We start from the raw sequence: 14,543 nt of genomic DNA, 5'->3' as shown, positions 1-14,543 counted from the left end.
AGATGGTGGTCAGCCTGGAAGACCCGCAGTTGGCCCTGTCGACATCGGCTTCCTCGATGCTGACCGTGGCCAAGGATTTTTCACGGATTCAGTTGGACGCCTGGAAGCAGCAGTTTAACGTCAGTGGTCCGGCTCTGCCCAACGGTAAGCCTTTGACGGTATCGGTGCAGTTTGATGCCGACTTCAACCTGGGCCAGCAGCAGTTTGCCCTGACTAACCTGAAACTGGACCAGGAGGGCTTCGAGTTACAGGGCTCCGGCAGTGTCGATCTGAATCAGGTACGTCCGGTTCTTAATCTGCAACTTAAAGGTAATGACCTGATTCTGGACCCGTGGATGCCGGCTTCCGGCGCTTCCGAGCAAGGCACCGCCGCCTCCGAGCCCAAGCCTGCCGCCGAGGGCGGCAATGAAGAGCCAGACCTGTCGGCGCTGAGGCAATTTGACCTGTATGCCAACATGTCGTTGTCCTCCATTAAGGCCAATCAGTGGTTGGTGACCCAGCCTAGCCTGGATCTGCAACTGGTGGACGGCTTGTTTACTCTGAAGCAGATGAAGGCATCGGCGTTTGAGGGCACCCTGACTACCCAGGCAACTCTGGACAGTCGCACTCAGCCGGTCAGTTACCAGTTCGACTCCAAGTTGGTCAACTTGTCCATACAGCCACTGCTGAAAGCCGCCATCGATTCAGAGGTGATGGCGGGGACCGGAGAGCTGACTGTAGCGGGCACCGGCGCCAGCCTGGCACCAGACCAAGTACTGGCCAATCTGGTGGCTAAGGGACGCCTGGCCTTGGACGACGGCGCGGTCTACGGCATCAATGTGGCACAGAAGATCCGTGAAGTGAAAGCCAGCTTCGATGGCAGTGCGGCGCCAGCCGCGGCCGAAGTGCAGAAGACGGACTTTTCCAGCTTTGCCACCGCGTTCTCCATCGACAAAGGGGTGGTGACCACCCCGGACGTCGCGTTGTCTTCGCCACTGCTCAGAGTGAATGGCGGCGGTTCTTCTAACCTGGTGACTCAGCAATTGGATTACGACATGGAGGTTGCCGTGGTGGGCTCGCTGGAAGGCCAGGGCGGCAAGAGCCTGGATGACCTCAAGGGCCTGGCGATTCCGCTGCAGATTGGTGGCGGTTTTGCGTCGCCTTCCATTGGCATCGACATGGACGCGTTGCTGCAAAACAAGCTGGATCAGGAAGGCGATAAGCTGAAAGAAAAACTGGAAGACAAGCTGAAGGACAAACTGTTTAAAGGATTCGGGAGAGGCTGATGAAATACCTATGGACCCTGGCGTTGGTCATGGCATTGACCGGCTGTGGCAGTGATGTGTCCACAGAGACCGCAGCGGTAACGCCGCCCGCCGCGCCGTTGCAGGCGGCGGACACCCCAGCCCTGGTGCAGGAGAAACCCATGTCGGCACTTACGATGGCACTTGAGGTGCCGGACACTCCATGGCCCCGGGAGCAGGACCTGCCGGTCACTCTGACCATCAGCAACGATACCCAGAGTGACACCGCGTTGACCATCCTGTCGGGCATGACCGCCGATCTGGTGATGACCGGGGCCGAAGGGGTGGTATGGCAGTTCAGTCATGAGATGATGTTTACCCAGGCGCTGCGGGAGTGGCGCATCGCTGCCGGCACCACCAAGACCCTGAGCTTTACCATTGGCAGTGAGCGTCTGTCTGATCTGGCGCCAGGTAAGTACACCTTGCAGGCCGTGCTGAATACCATGGCGCACCCTAAAACCGCGCCTCTGGTCATTCAGTTGAAATAACAGCCACACTAAATTGCCCGTCAGACCCCGCCTCGGCCCAGTGCCGGGGCGTTTTTTTGTTGCCTGCCCCTGCTGGAATGGGGATCTCGGCCCGCCCTAAAGCACGGACTGGACTATAGTTAATTTCATTCAGGGTTGCTTTGGGATGGCAAGAGTTATGATCATTGTCAGGGATCTGGCCAAGGGCTTTGCCGTGCCCGATCAAAAACGGCGCCCGGAGTTGTCGGGGCAGGACCCGAGAATGGGCAATGGCGTGTTTCACTCGGTGCGTTCGGTCAGTTTCCATGCCCGGCCCGGTGAAGTGCTGGGACTGCTTGGCCCCAACGGCGCCGGCAAAACCACGGTGCTGAGAATGTTGTCTGGGGTGTTGAGCCCGGATCAGGGCATCATCGAAATCAATGGCAGAAATTGGCACCGTCAGCCGGAAAAGATGCGCCAGCAAATCGGCTTTTTGTCCGCGTCCACCGCGTTGTACGAGCGCCTGACCGTCGCAGAGAATCTGGAGTTTTTCGGTCATCTCTATGGCATGACGCCGGAGTTAATTCATGAGCGCATCGCCGAGTTGTCGCAGCAGTTGGAGCTGGAGCCGTTTTTGCAGCGCAAGGTGCTGGAGTTGTCCTTGGGGATGAAGCAGAGGGCAAGCATCGCTCGGGCAGTTATCCATAAGCCCGAGGTCGTCGTGCTCGATGAACCGACAACCGGGCTCGACATCATGTCTGCCCAAGCGGTGCTTGACTTTATTCATAGCCAAAAAATGGCCAATCGGCCAGTTATCTTCTCCACCCACAGGTTGGAGGAGGTGAGCCTGTTGTGCGATCGCATCGCGGTGATCATGTACGGCTGCAGCGTGTTTGAGGGCGATTTGGCGGCCTTTGCCGGCACCCGATATCCCGATGCCCTGCGTGAAGCATTTGTGGCCTGTCAGCACGAAGCTTCCCGTCACCCTCACGGCCTGAGCGGGATGGCCGGATGATTCGCCGCATCTGGCTCAAGGAGATGAAAGAGGTGCTGCGGGATCGCAAAACCATGGGCTTTGTGGTGCTGTTTCCCACCATGATGTTACCGGCGCTGATCCTCTGTGTCGGCTTGATCGGCTACCAGTTGCTGCTTACCAAGCAGGCCGAGCGCATCGATTATGGCCTTATCGGCCCGGCGGTATGGGTGGAAGAGGTCGAACGGGCGTTGGCCTCGGTCCCCAATCTGAATCGCATCGACGGCGTCAGCCGCCAGCGGGCCTCGGGGCTGATCAACGAGGGCCGACTGGATTTCGTCTTGCAGATGTTGCCGGGCTTCGATCCGCTGACCAACCCCAAAAGCCAATGGCAGATGCTGTACAACCAGACCGATGACCATGGTCAGTTCGTACGGGTACGCCAGGCGCTGTCGGCCTTGCAGCAGCGGTGGATGAGCGGTTACCTGCTCAATCAGGGGGTCGGTGAAGACGTCATTCGAGCGGTGGAGCAGCCAATGATACTGGCCCGGGTCGAAACCGCCGCCGAGCGTCAGAGTGTCGGCGACAAAGTAGGGGGGATCTTGCCGTTCCTGTTGCTGTTTCTGTGCATGATGGGGGCGATGTTGCCGGCGCTGGACATCGGTGCCGGAGAGAAGGAGCGCGGCACCCTGGAAACGCTGCTGATGGTGCCCCAGCCCAGAACCACCCTAGTGGTCGGCAAGTTTCTGGTGATCGCCACCACCTCGATGATGCTGGCGCTACTGACTCTGATCAGTGCCATATTCTGGTTACTGGCCATCGGCTACCTGCTGGATCTGAATCTGTTTATTCGCCTGGCCAAACTGTTTAACCCCATGGACATCGGCTTGTTGCTGCTGTTGCTTTTGCCCATCGCCGGCGTGTTTGCGGCGCTGTTGCTGTCGATCTCCATCTTCGCCAAAAGTTACAAAGAGGGGCAGAACTATATGGGAGCCCTGCAGTTTGTCGCCATCATTCCGGCCATGGTGGCGACCCTGCCCGGCATTGAGCTGACCCGGCAAAATGCCTGGTATCCGATCTTTAACGTGTTGCTGGCCACCAAGGAGTTGTTGAAAGGCACTTTTGCCTATTACGACCTGGCGGCAGTATTCGCCTCAAACCTGATTCTGGCGTCGCTGCTGCTGTGGTGCTGCGTGCAGTGGTTCCGGCGAGAGTCGGTGTTGTTCCGCTGACGGTCGGCCACAAAAAAAGCCAGCGTTGAGCGCTGGCTTTTTCGTGTTAAAGGACGGCTAGGTGCTGATCTTGGTCACGTCCACGTACAGGGTCAGGCCCTGGCCCGGTTGCAGGTACTTGTTGCTGTCTAGCTGATTCCAGCGCACCAGATCGGCCACAGTGACGTTGAATTTCTTGGCAATGCGCGCCAGGGAATCGCCGCTCTTGACCTTGTAACTGACCTGGCGCATCACCGAGGTCTTGTCCTGCTTCTTGCTGATGCGGTTAACCCACACCACCAGTTTTTGTCCCGGACGGATGGTGTCCGACGGCGCCATGGAGTTCCAGCTGGCCAGTTGAGATACCTTGACCTTGTTGGCTCGGGCGATGGTCCACAGGGAGTCGCCAGGCTTAACAATGTGCTCCAGCTTAAAGTTGGCGCGTTTTTTCGATTGCTTGCGAGCCAGACGCTGGTCGGCGCTGAACGGGTACAGTTCAGGATCCTTGGCGGCCACCGGGATCAGCAGGTGCTGGCCGATGCGAATCATGTTGCCATCCAGGTTGTTGACCGACTGAATGATCCCCACTCGAGTGTGGTAACGCTTGGCGATGACGCCCAGAGAGTCGCCATTTTTCACTTCGTAACGCAGCCAGTTGACCCGCTCGGTAGAGCCGGTGTCCGCCAGGGCGGTGATAAAGCCGTCGGCCTTGTCCACCGGCAGCAGCAGCTTGTGAGGGCCGTCGGGGGCGGTGGCCCAGCGGTTGTAGGCCGGGTTGAGGCGGTGCAGGTCGGCCACGGACATGTCGGCCATGTCGGCGGCCAGGGCCAGATCAATCTGGCTGCCGGTGTCGATCTCCTGCAACTGCGGCTTGTTGGCAATGGGCGCCAGTTCGATGCCGTACTGTTCCGCGTTGCGGATCACGTCGGCCACGGCAAGCAGTTGCGGCACGTAACGCTCGGTCTCTTTGGGCAGGTCCAGCGACCAGAAGTCGGTAGGCTTGCCTTTGGCTTTGTTTTTCTTAATCGCCCGGAATACTCGGCCTTCGCCGGTGTTGTAGGCGGCCAGGGCGTACAACCAGTTGTGATCGAGCTTGTTATACAGGTACTCCATCATGTCCATGGCCGCGCGGGTGGAGGCGGCGACATCACGGCGGCCATCGTACCACCAGTTCTGCTGCAGGCCGAAGTAGCGGCCCATGGGGCTGGTGAACTGCCACAGCCCGGCGGCGGCGCCATGGCTGTAGGCGAAGGCATCGAATGAGCTTTCGACGATGGGCAGCAGCGCCAGTTCGATGGGCAGCCCGCGTCGTTCCACCTCTTCGACAATCAGATACAGGTAGGGATCGGCGCGTTCGGAGACGATCTCCAGATGGCGAGGGTTGGCCTTGTACCATTTACGGAACCGCTCGACCCGGGCGTTGTCGGGGACGGTCATGGCCATTTGACGGCTGATTCGTTCCCACACGTCGTCGGGGGGCAGAATGACGGGCTGCTGAGCTTCCTGCTCGTCGTTGTTGTTGCCAGGGGCCAGTTCGGCGTTGTCCTGGGCAACTTCGGCGGGGATTGCTGCGTCGTTCAAGGCGTGCTCTTCGCCGCCGCTCAGGCTTTGACAGCCGGTCAGCAGAACCGCCAGAGAAAGAGCAGAAAGTCTCTTATTAATCATTTATATACCGTTTTTATCAGCCTACAAAAAGGCGCAGATAACAGACTGCGCCAGGCGTATATGGACGGGGATTGTAACCGTTTTGTCAGAACTTGTCTTTCCACGAGCGTAACTGTGCGAAGCAGTCGATGCTGTCCTTACAGTCGCGGCCGATGTGCTGGCTGACCTGATGCTGCAGTTCCGGCAGGTGGCTGCGCAGGAACGGGTTGATGCCGAGCTCCAATGCCATGCTGGTGGGCAGGGTTGGAATGCCGTCCTGGCGCAGCTTCAGGCAGCGGGCCTTGTGGGCTTGCAGTTGCTGATTGTCCGGATCCGCCGCCAAGGCGAACTCCAGGTTCGCCAGGGTGTATTCATGGGCGGGGTAAAGCAGGTTGGAGGCGCCGAGATCCCGAAGCCGTTGCAGTGAGTCGTACATCTGCTCGGCACTGCCTTCAAACAGCCGCCCGCAGCCGCCGCTGAATAGAGTATCGCCACAAAACAGGTGATTGTCGATTTTGTAGGCGACATGATCCAGGGTGTGGCCCGGACAGCGGGTTACCAGCGCACTGAGACCGAGCCCTTGCAATGTGTGCAGATCGCCGTCATTGACGCTGACGCTGGCGCCGGTAAAGGGCGACCCGGCGGGAGCCAGCACGCTGATGCTCGGCCAGCTCTGCTTCAACTGGGCAACGCCACCGACGTGGTCGGAATGGTGGTGGGTAATCAATACCCCACACAGCACCAGCCCCTGCTGATTGAGGTAACGCTCGGCGGCGTCGCCATCGCCGGGATCCACGACCCAGGCATTGGCGCCGACAGTCAGGCACCAGATGTAGTTATCGGTAAAGGCGGGGATCGGGGTAATGCTCAGCATGATGGGATTCCGAAAGGGCGGTGAGTCACCAGTGTAAGCCTGAAAAATGACATAGCAAAGAGAAATCGTCGCCGTGTGCCGCAGGCATGAGCTGCAGCTCTTTGCCGCGATTTGGGCGGCAATTACCACGCCGGTTGCCGACGGTATGCTGGCGTCGGCACCACATTGTCAGTTATCTTTACTCCTGAGTCGGTTAGCCAATCCATGGAGTTCGATGCGCCCAGCATACAGTCATAACGCCATCACACCGCCCGCCAACTGGCAGCAACTGCCCTGGGGTGACTGGTTATGCCAGCAGATCTCTGCTGGCCTGGACAGCTGGTGGCCGAAGCTGTTCGGCTATCACATGGTGAAACTGGGCCCGTTGGCGCCGCAACTGAATTCTGGTTTGTGCTCCATTCGTCATCAGATGGTGATCACCGCCACCGGTGGCGATATGTGGGGCGACCTGGATGATCTGCCGCTGCAGTGTCGCAGCGTCGATGCCTGCCTGTTGCCGCTGGTGATGGATTTCCACCAGGATCCCCATGGAGTGATGCGTGAAGCCGATCGGGTGTTGGTGGAGGGGGGCCATATGGTCATCGTCGGCTTTAACCCGGTCAGCCCTGCCGGGATGGGATTGTTATCGCCCAGTTGTCGCAAACGCTACCCGTGGAACGGCCGCATGTTCACTCCCAATCGAATCAAAGATTGGCTGGGGCTGCTGGGGTATCAGATTGTGGGACACGAACCGCTGGCCTTCAGTTCGCTGTTGTGGTCACCGGATCGGTTCCTGTGGCCACAACAATGGATGGCGCAACAGACGCCGTCATTGGCATCGGTGTACCTGATCGTCGCGCGTAAGCTGGCAGTGCCATTGACGCCGGCACGGCCATTGTGGCGGCCGAAGAAGCGTTTGATCGCCTCACCGGCAGCCATGGGGCGTGAGGCCGCGGGTCAGCGCCGCTGTAGCCGCTAGGGCGGAATCAGGCCGGCTGGTAGCCGCTGTCTTCCAATAGGTTGCTCTGGCCGGCGGCTTCACGAGCAAGATCATCCACCCGCTCATTCTCTGGTTGGCCGGAATGGCCTTTGACCCAGTGCCATTCAATCTGGTGCTGTTGGGTGGCGGCGTCCAGGCGTTTCCACAAGTCGACATTCTTCACCGGCTGCTTGCTGGCAGTCTTCCACCCTTTTCGTTTCCAGCCATGAATCCACTGGGTGATCCCTTGACGCAGGTATTGGCTGTCGGTGTGCAGATCCACCGTGCAGGGAGCGTTGAGGGTCTCCAGTGCCACGATGGCGGCCAGCATCTCCATGCGGTTGTTGGTGGTCAGCTGGTAGCCGGCACTGAGTTCTTTGGTGTGTTGCTGATAACGCATCAGCACGCCGTATCCCCCGGGCCCCGGGTTGCCGAGACAGGAACCGTCGGTATATAGGGTGACATGTTTTGGTTGAGTCATTTAAATTGGTACCATAGCGTGTGCCGTAGCGCCCCAGTATATCGCAACTTGTTGCTAATCAGGATTATGACAGACATAAATAGCCCAATTCGCCAGATCGTATTCGATACGGAAACCACCGGTATGAACCAGGATGCCGGTCCCCATTACCTGGGTCACCGCCTGATTGAGATCGGCTGTGTGGAGATGGTCAATCGTAAATTGACCGGCCGAACCTACCATGTGTACATCAAGCCGGACCGGGAAGTGGATCCGGAGGCCATCGAAGTTCACGGCATCACCGATGAGTTTTTGGCCGATAAGCCGATGTTCCATGAAGTGGTGGATGACTTTGTCGAGTTTGTTCGCGGTGCCGAACTGATCGCACACAACGCCTCGTTCGATACCGGCTTCATCAACTATGAATTTGAGAAACTGGGCCGCAATGAAACCATTGAGGCCCATTGCACCATCATCGATACTCTGCAACTGGCACGGGAGAAAAAAAGTAAGGGTGAGATTCAGGGCAACCTGAATCTGGACGCCTTATGTCGTTTCTACGGCATCGATAACAGCCACCGTACTTTGCACGGCGCATTGCTCGATTCCGAGATCCTGGCGGACGTGTTCCTGTTTATGACCGGTGGCCAAAAGGCGTTGGAGCTGGCCTCCGGAGCCGACGCCGATGGTGGTGGCATCATTCGGCTGGATCCATCCCGACGTCCCCTTAAAGTGATTCGGGCATCGGCCGATGATATAACTAGACACGACACGCGCATGGAGTTGGTCAGCGATCCAATCTGGCAACGAGGGTAACGGATGAGGCGATTGACAGCGGCGGTCTTCGGACTGCTGCTTATGGGGATGAGCAGTGCAGCCTGGGCGGTGTCGCCCCAGGCGTTAAAACTGCTGGACAACCGTTTTCGGGTGGATCATGGCATTGATGCCATCACCATGCTGGTGCAGCGCAAAGAGCGCTCCGCGCCGGTGATCGTGGTGCTGCCCGATGGCAGTAAGTGGTATTCCACCCGCCATCCGGACTCGGTGCAGTGGAGTGAAGGCCCAGCCGGTGACATGATCAAGGTCGCCAATCCGACTCCCGGCCCGTGGCAGTTGATTGGCCAGGTCAGTGAACACAGTAAGATCTTGCTGATCAGCGACATTCAGCTGCAGCTGGACCCCCTGCCTGCCAAGGTATTTCGCGGTGAGCGCATCAAGCTTAATGCCAGCATCGAGGGCGACAGTAAGCGCCTGGCCATCCGCGATTTTCATAAGATGCTCAGCTGGGAAGTACGGCTGACCAGTTCCAACCGTCCCGGCGACGAAAACTACGCCGCCGGAGTGCGCAAAATCGGTGGCTTTATCGACGACGGCTCCTCCTTGGATGAGCGCCCTGACGATGGCCTGTTTACCTCGACGCTGGATTTTGATCAGCCCTCAGGCATGTATGACCTGAAACTGATGGTGAACAACAAGGTATTCAGCCGGGTGATCGAGCAGGAGATGGAGATCATCAGTCAGCCGGTGCGGCTGTCGGTGCCGGAGAAGCCTGGAGCCGATGCCCGGGATTTTCGGGTCCACGTCAGCGTCGATCAAGAGGACCTGATGCCGGGTGAGTTGCACCTGGCGCTGTCGATTCGAGCCCCTTCTGGCATGGTCAGTGATTTGGCCGTTGATCCCACTCTGCCGCAGCAAAGCTATCCGTTGTCCATGGTGATGGACATGGGCAGCTACGTCATTAACGGCATCGCCGTCGGTACGACTGCCGACGGCAAAGAGTTCTACCTGACGTTACCGGCGTTGAATTTCTATGTCTCACCGCCACCGCCGCCGACGTTAAGCCCACGAGAGCGGGCGGCGTTGGTGCAGCAGCAGTTGCAGGAAAAAGAGGATGCGGCCCGCTGGCGAGTGATCAGCATCGTGGTCGGCGCCAATGCGCTGCTGTTCGGGTTTGGCATTGTGGTGCTGTTGTTTTGGCGCAAGCGGATGCGTTTGACCGAGCAAATGGAAGCGGCCAGTCGCGAAGCCGAGATGCAGATTGAGGCCAGTAAGATCGATCTCTCCTCCTGAGTCAGCGCGCCCTTTGGCATCCTGGATGCCGAAGGGCTGAGCGTCCGGCTTCGAGTGACCCTCTCCTATGACGCTCCTGTGACGGGAGACCTTTCCCTTTGACCCTCCAGTGACGGGAGACTTTATACTGCTTGCATTCGGTTAAGCGGAGAGTCCCATGTCCATTCAATTAACGATTTCGCCGATGCGCTGCGCCGCCTGCGTCAGTAAGATCGAGCAAGCGCTTAGCACGGTCGCCGGAGTGACCTCGGTGCGGACCAATCTGGCCCTGAAGCAGGCTGAGGTCGACGGCGACGTCGACGTTGATAGCCTGATTCAGGCACTGGCAGCAGCGGGGTATGACGCCAGCGAGCGGCTTACCGACTGGATGACGTTCTCGGTGCCCGCCATGCGCTGCGCCGCCTGCGTCGGACGCATCGAGTCGGCCCTGACTGGCGTTGCCGGTGTCGACGAGGTGCGCACGGATCTGGCAAGCAAACAGGTGCTGATCCACAGCACCCTGGAGCCGGTGGAACTGGAGCAGCAGTTGCGACAAGCCGGCTACCCGGGCCACTGGCAGGAGTCTCAAGACGATGAGCCGCTGCGGCAACAGGCACAGCAGCAGTTGACCCGGCTGCGCCGGGACAGCGCGGTGGCCCTGCTGCTCGGCGGCGGATTGATGTTGTGGGCCTGGGCCGGCATGCCGATGACCGTCGATACGCCGCTGCAGCAACTGGCCTGGGGGCTGGTGGGCGTCGTAACGCTGGCGGTAATGGCGATTTGCGGCGGCCACTTTTATCGCGGTGCCTGGCAGGCGCTGCGTCATCGCAGTGCCACCATGGACACCCTCATCGCCCTGGGTACAGGCAGTGCCTGGCTGTTCAGCATGGCGGTGGTGTTGATGCCGGACGCCTTTCCTGCCGTCAGTCGGCACCTGTATTTCGAAGCTTCCGCGATGATCATCGGCCTCATTAACCTGGGCCAGGCTTTGGAACAGAAAGCCAAGCGCCAGACCAACAGTGCCCTGCGGGCGTTGCTGGCGCTGGCACCGAAAACCGCCTGGGTGTTGGTGGACGGTCGGGAGCAACAGCGCCCCTTGTATCAGGTCAGGGTGGGAGAGCGGCTCAGGCTCAAGCCCGGTGAGCAGGTGCCGGTGGATGGCAGCGTGATTGCCGGAGAGACCTTTGTGGATGAGTCCATGCTTACGGGAGAGCCGGTGGCAGTGGCCAAAGGGGTTGGTGACACGGTCAGTGCCGGCACCCTGAACAAACAGGGGACGCTGGTGCTGGAAGCGACCCGGGTTGGCCGGCAAACGGCGCTGGCGCAGATCATTCGCTTGGTACGGACCGCGCAAAGCAGCAAGTTGCCCATTGCCAGTCTGGCGGACCGGGTTGCCTCGGTATTTGTGCCTGTGGTGGTGGTCATTGCCTTGTTCAGCGCCTCGTTATGGTATCTGTGGGGGCCGGCACCTGCGGCCAGTCACGCCTTGGTGGTGCTGACCACGGTGCTGATCATCGCCTGTCCCTGTGCTTTGGGGCTGGCGACACCGATGTCGGTGATCAACGCCGTTGGCAAGGCGGCGCAGATGGGGCTGTTGATTCGCACTGGCGAGTCGCTGCAGCAGGCCGCCGATCTGGATATCCTGGTGGTGGATAAGACCGGCACTTTGACACAGGGGCAACCCGTGGTCACCGATGTGATGGTTTTGGCGCACTACCACGAGGCCGAGGTACTGAGCTGGGCCGCATCGCTGGAACAGGGGTCAGAACACCCCTTGGCTGAGGCGGTGATGGCCCGGGCCCAGCAACAACAGTTGCCACTGTTGGCTGTGAGCCGGTTTCAGGCCATTACCGGCTTGGGAGTGCAGGGTGAGGTCGACGGTGTGGCCATGGCGCTGGGCAATGGCGAGATGATGGCGCAGCTGGGGGTCGGTGTGGAAGGGGTTGCCGAGCTGATGACCTCCCTGGCGGCCCAGGGTAAGACGCCGGTATACCTGGCTCGTGATGGGGTGGTGGTGGCCTTGCTGGCCATTGCCGATCCGCTGCGGGACGATGCCAGACAAGCGGTGGCACAGCTGCAATCCATGGGGCTGCAGATCATGATGTTGACCGGAGATCATCAGACCACGGCGGCGGCCATCGCCACCGAGTTAACGCTGGATCGGTTTGAGGCACAGATGAAGCCCGCCGATAAGGCCCGGGTGATTGCCCGGTTGCAGCAGCAGGGCCTGAAGGTGGCAATGGCGGGCGATGGCATTAATGACGCCCCGTCGCTGGCGGCCGCCGATGTGGGTTTTGCCATGGGCAGCGGCACCGACGTGGCCAAAGAGTCGGCCGACATCATCCTGGTCAAGCCGTCGCTGTTCGGGGTAGCAAAGACCATCGCCTTGTCACGGGCAACCCTGTCCAACATTCGCCAGAACCTGTTTGGTGCCTTTGTCTATAACAGCCTGGGCATACCCATCGCCGCCGGCGTGCTCTATCCGCTGACCGGCAGCTTGCTCAGTCCGGTGGTCGCGGCGGCGGCGATGGCGTTGTCGTCGGTAACCGTGGTCAGCAATGCCAATCGATTAAAGCGCTTTCGCTGGTCGCCGCACCAATAGCGCCGTTGCTCAGTTGGCGGTGGAGTCACTGAAGCCCAGGTTGACCCCGGTCCAGGGGTGATTGTCGGCGGGGTGTTGATGCTGCAGCGCCGTGGCCAGAGTGGGCCAGGTCAGCACCCCTTGCGGCTGCTCGTCGTTGTCGGTGACTAACAGGAAGTGCTCGTCGCTCTGCTGCAACGCCAGTGCGGCATTGGCCAACGAGGTACAGCAGGGAATGCTGGGAATGTTGTGGCGCATCACCTGGTGCAGCTTACGTTGTTGCAGTTCCCTGTCCAGGGTGCGTTCGGCGGCGGTATCCAGCAGGGGGCTGTGCCAGAAGGTCAGCATGGAAGCGGTCAGGTAGCCCAGCAGTCTGGGGCTGTGGTCGTCCACCACAAAGCCGACGCTGGCATCCTGACTGTGCAGCCGTTGCTCTGCCTGTTCGAGGGTGTCATCCAGGTGCAGGATCACCACGTTATTCAGGGGCAGGGCGTTGACCAGGTTGTGGTTGCTTGACTGCTGTTTGCAAAGGATCGACAGGCACAGATCCACGGCGGTGGCATCAAACAGGCTGCCTCGGCCCTCCATCAGCACCTGTCGTAAATTTTCAAAGCCCTGAGCCGGACGGTAGGGGCGGTGCGACAGCATCGAGTCGGCCACGTCGGCCACCGCCAGGATGCGGGCTTCGAGAATGATCGCCTCTCCCTTTAACCCCATGGGGTAGCCCGAGCCGTCGAGGCGCTCGTGGTGTTGCAGAATCATCGCCTTGATGGGCCAGGGGAAGACCACGTCTTTGATGATGTCGGCGCCTTTAACGGCGTGGGTTTTGATCAGTTCAAACTCCTGGCTGGACAGGCGCGAAGGTTTGCTGAGCAGCTGGGATGGAATGGCCAGTTTACCGATGTCGTGGATCAGCGCCCCCAGCTTCAACCCTTCTAACTGGTGCTGACTCATGCCCATCTTCTCGCCGATCTGATAGGCCAGCTCCGCCACCGCTCGCTGGTGCCCGGCGGTGTAAGGGTCGTTGAGTTCCAGGGAGTCGGAGATGGCGCTGACCAGTTTGACCAGTGACTGATTCAACTGCAGTTTCTGCTTTCGAATCAACTGCGATTGCCTAGCCACCACTTTCAGAGTGCGGGGCAGTTGAATGGCATGCCAGATGATGGTGCTGTACACCAACAGGGTTTTGGCGTCGATGTCGGTGTAGGCGCTGGCTCGATTGACCACGCCGACAATGCCGACGGTGCGGCCGCGATAGTTAACCGGCAGACACAGGTGATTGCGGATGCCAAGGCCGTTGAGCCAGGGGGCAACAGTGGCACTGTCGGGGGCGTTGTCGATGACCGGTTGTTGCTGGAGCAAGCACTGCTGTTGTACCGGCAACTGTGGTGTGGCAAAACTGTGCTGCAGCGGCGCGTCATCAAGGGTGGTGGCGGTGAGTGTCAGGCTGTCGCGGTTGTCACTGAGCTGCATCAGGTAGCCGTGTTCGGAGCCGGACAGGTGAACCGCATTTAGGATCGCCTGCTGAAAGACCTGCTCCGGCGCCGATTGCATCACCGATTCCAGGTGGCCAAGCCACTGATCGCTGGATTGCAGGGCATGGTTGTAATCCGGGTGCAGTTGCATCAACCAGCGGTTGTCCAGATTGAAGCGAATCAGTGTCAGCCAGCCATGGCCATCGTCGGAGGGATGCAGGTCGCACTGCAGCCCTTTGCCGTGGCGATCGATGAGGTTGAGGCTGGTGTGGCTGCCGAGGTCCCCGAGTTGTTGCAACTGCTGTGCGGTGATAGCAGGCATCAGCTCGGTCAGGGGGGCCGGCAAGGTGGCGGGCCCCTGGACTGCGTCCATGAATGACTCGCTGGCCTGACTGACGGTGAGGTCGGGTTCGAGCCGTGCCCACATCAGCCGACTTTGGCGTAGCAGGTCCTCAGGAAGGGCGGCGGGGTTGAGGCCGTGATTCATATGGGCGACTCCTGCTGGCGGCAAAGGGATCGACATTTCAGTCTAGTTACCTGAGTTCAATGTACTGAAATTGCACCTGCAAGCCAATTAGAATCACGCCTA

General features: G+C 59.6%; 12 protein-coding genes. 8 read left to right on the top strand and 4 right to left on the bottom strand.

Annotated elements, in window-relative coordinates; all coding sequences use genetic code 11:
• The first annotated feature begins 2 nt into the window (after positions 1–2).
• The 4 genes from J8Z22_RS14000 to J8Z22_RS13985 all read left to right on the top strand — a co-directional run bounded on the left by J8Z22_RS14000 (position 3) and on the right by J8Z22_RS13985 (position 3,934).
• Positions 3–1,265, top strand: coding sequence for an AsmA family protein (locus J8Z22_RS14000; RefSeq protein ID WP_371878136.1), 1,263 nt, complete (start codon positions 3–5; stop codon positions 1,263–1,265).
• Positions 1,265–1,771: a BsuPI-related putative proteinase inhibitor gene (locus tag J8Z22_RS13995; protein ID WP_252006847.1), complete on the top strand. Its 507-nt coding sequence runs from the start codon at positions 1,265–1,267 to the stop codon at positions 1,769–1,771. The genes J8Z22_RS14000 and J8Z22_RS13995 overlap by 1 nt, the downstream gene beginning before the upstream one ends.
• A gap of 157 nt (positions 1,772–1,928) precedes the next feature.
• Positions 1,929–2,744, top strand: a complete 816-nt coding sequence (locus tag J8Z22_RS13990; RefSeq protein ID WP_252006846.1) for an ABC transporter ATP-binding protein — start codon at positions 1,929–1,931, stop codon at positions 2,742–2,744.
• Positions 2,741–3,934, top strand: coding sequence for an ABC transporter permease subunit (locus tag J8Z22_RS13985; RefSeq protein WP_252006845.1), 1,194 nt, complete (start codon positions 2,741–2,743; stop codon positions 3,932–3,934). The genes J8Z22_RS13990 and J8Z22_RS13985 overlap by 4 nt, the downstream gene beginning before the upstream one ends.
• A gap of 57 nt (positions 3,935–3,991) precedes the next feature.
• Here the strand turns inward: J8Z22_RS13985 and J8Z22_RS13980 are convergent, their stop codons facing one another.
• Complete coding sequence (locus J8Z22_RS13980; RefSeq protein ID WP_035415169.1) at positions 3,992–5,578, bottom strand: LysM peptidoglycan-binding domain-containing protein; 1,587 nt, start codon at positions 5,576–5,578, stop codon at positions 3,992–3,994.
• An 85-nt stretch (positions 5,579–5,663) separates the two neighbouring features.
• Complete coding sequence (gene gloB, locus J8Z22_RS13975; protein WP_035415171.1) at positions 5,664–6,431, bottom strand: hydroxyacylglutathione hydrolase; 768 nt, start codon at positions 6,429–6,431, stop codon at positions 5,664–5,666.
• Between the two features lie 214 nt (positions 6,432–6,645).
• Here gloB and J8Z22_RS13970 point away from each other — a divergent pair, with 214 nt between their 5' ends.
• Positions 6,646–7,389: a class I SAM-dependent methyltransferase gene (locus J8Z22_RS13970; RefSeq protein ID WP_028111657.1), complete on the top strand. Its 744-nt coding sequence runs from the start codon at positions 6,646–6,648 to the stop codon at positions 7,387–7,389.
• A 7-nt stretch (positions 7,390–7,396) separates the two neighbouring features.
• Here the strand turns inward: J8Z22_RS13970 and rnhA are convergent, their stop codons facing one another.
• On the bottom strand, positions 7,397–7,870 hold the full coding sequence (gene rnhA / locus J8Z22_RS13965; protein WP_028111658.1) for a ribonuclease HI: 474 nt from the start codon (positions 7,868–7,870) through the stop codon (positions 7,397–7,399).
• A gap of 66 nt (positions 7,871–7,936) precedes the next feature.
• Here rnhA and dnaQ point away from each other — a divergent pair, with 66 nt between their 5' ends.
• The 3 genes from dnaQ to J8Z22_RS13950 all read left to right on the top strand — a co-directional run bounded on the left by dnaQ (position 7,937) and on the right by J8Z22_RS13950 (position 12,500).
• Complete coding sequence (dnaQ, locus tag J8Z22_RS13960) at positions 7,937–8,665, top strand: DNA polymerase III subunit epsilon (RefSeq protein WP_156896912.1); 729 nt, start codon at positions 7,937–7,939, stop codon at positions 8,663–8,665.
• A 3-nt stretch (positions 8,666–8,668) separates the two neighbouring features.
• A complete protein-coding gene (locus tag J8Z22_RS13955; RefSeq protein WP_252006844.1) occupies positions 8,669–9,919 on the top strand; it encodes a TIGR03503 family protein in 1,251 nt (416 codons plus the stop codon).
• A gap of 157 nt (positions 9,920–10,076) precedes the next feature.
• Positions 10,077–12,500 (top strand): heavy metal translocating P-type ATPase, encoded by a 2,424-nt coding sequence (locus tag J8Z22_RS13950; RefSeq protein WP_252006843.1) that lies wholly within the window; start codon positions 10,077–10,079, stop codon positions 12,498–12,500.
• A gap of 9 nt (positions 12,501–12,509) precedes the next feature.
• Here the strand turns inward: J8Z22_RS13950 and J8Z22_RS13945 are convergent, their stop codons facing one another.
• Positions 12,510–14,441, bottom strand: a complete 1,932-nt coding sequence (locus tag J8Z22_RS13945) for an HD domain-containing phosphohydrolase (RefSeq protein WP_252006842.1) — start codon at positions 14,439–14,441, stop codon at positions 12,510–12,512.
• Positions 14,442–14,543 lie beyond the last annotated feature (102 nt).

The organism is Ferrimonas sp. SCSIO 43195, from assembly GCF_023716685.1.
In the GTDB taxonomy this organism is placed as follows: Bacteria; Pseudomonadota; Gammaproteobacteria; order Enterobacterales; family Shewanellaceae; genus Ferrimonas; species Ferrimonas kyonanensis.
Note: the sequence above shows the minus strand (reverse complement) of the source record. Positions and strands in the feature narration are given on the sequence as shown.

Bases quoted from the DNA above. Each gene is read 5' to 3' on its own strand.
- J8Z22_RS14000 (WP_371878136.1), top strand. From the start codon at position 3: ATGGTGGTCAGCCTGGAAGACCCGCAGTTGGCCCTGTCGACATCGGCT.
- J8Z22_RS13995 (WP_252006847.1), top strand. From the start codon at position 1,265: ATGAAATACCTATGGACCCTGGCGTTGGTCATGGCATTGACCGGCTGT.
- J8Z22_RS13990 (WP_252006846.1), top strand. From the start codon at position 1,929: ATGATCATTGTCAGGGATCTGGCCAAGGGCTTTGCCGTGCCCGATCAA.
- J8Z22_RS13985 (WP_252006845.1), top strand. From the start codon at position 2,741: ATGATTCGCCGCATCTGGCTCAAGGAGATGAAAGAGGTGCTGCGGGAT.
- J8Z22_RS13980 (WP_035415169.1), bottom strand. From the start codon at position 5,578: ATGATTAATAAGAGACTTTCTGCTCTTTCTCTGGCGGTTCTGCTGACC.
- gloB (WP_035415171.1), bottom strand. From the start codon at position 6,431: ATGCTGAGCATTACCCCGATCCCCGCCTTTACCGATAACTACATCTGG.
- J8Z22_RS13970 (WP_028111657.1), top strand. From the start codon at position 6,646: ATGCGCCCAGCATACAGTCATAACGCCATCACACCGCCCGCCAACTGG.
- rnhA (WP_028111658.1), bottom strand. From the start codon at position 7,870: ATGACTCAACCAAAACATGTCACCCTATATACCGACGGTTCCTGTCTC.
- dnaQ (WP_156896912.1), top strand. From the start codon at position 7,937: ATGACAGACATAAATAGCCCAATTCGCCAGATCGTATTCGATACGGAA.
- J8Z22_RS13955 (WP_252006844.1), top strand. From the start codon at position 8,669: ATGAGGCGATTGACAGCGGCGGTCTTCGGACTGCTGCTTATGGGGATG.
- J8Z22_RS13950 (WP_252006843.1), top strand. From the start codon at position 10,077: ATGTCCATTCAATTAACGATTTCGCCGATGCGCTGCGCCGCCTGCGTC.
- J8Z22_RS13945 (WP_252006842.1), bottom strand. From the start codon at position 14,441: ATGAATCACGGCCTCAACCCCGCCGCCCTTCCTGAGGACCTGCTACGC.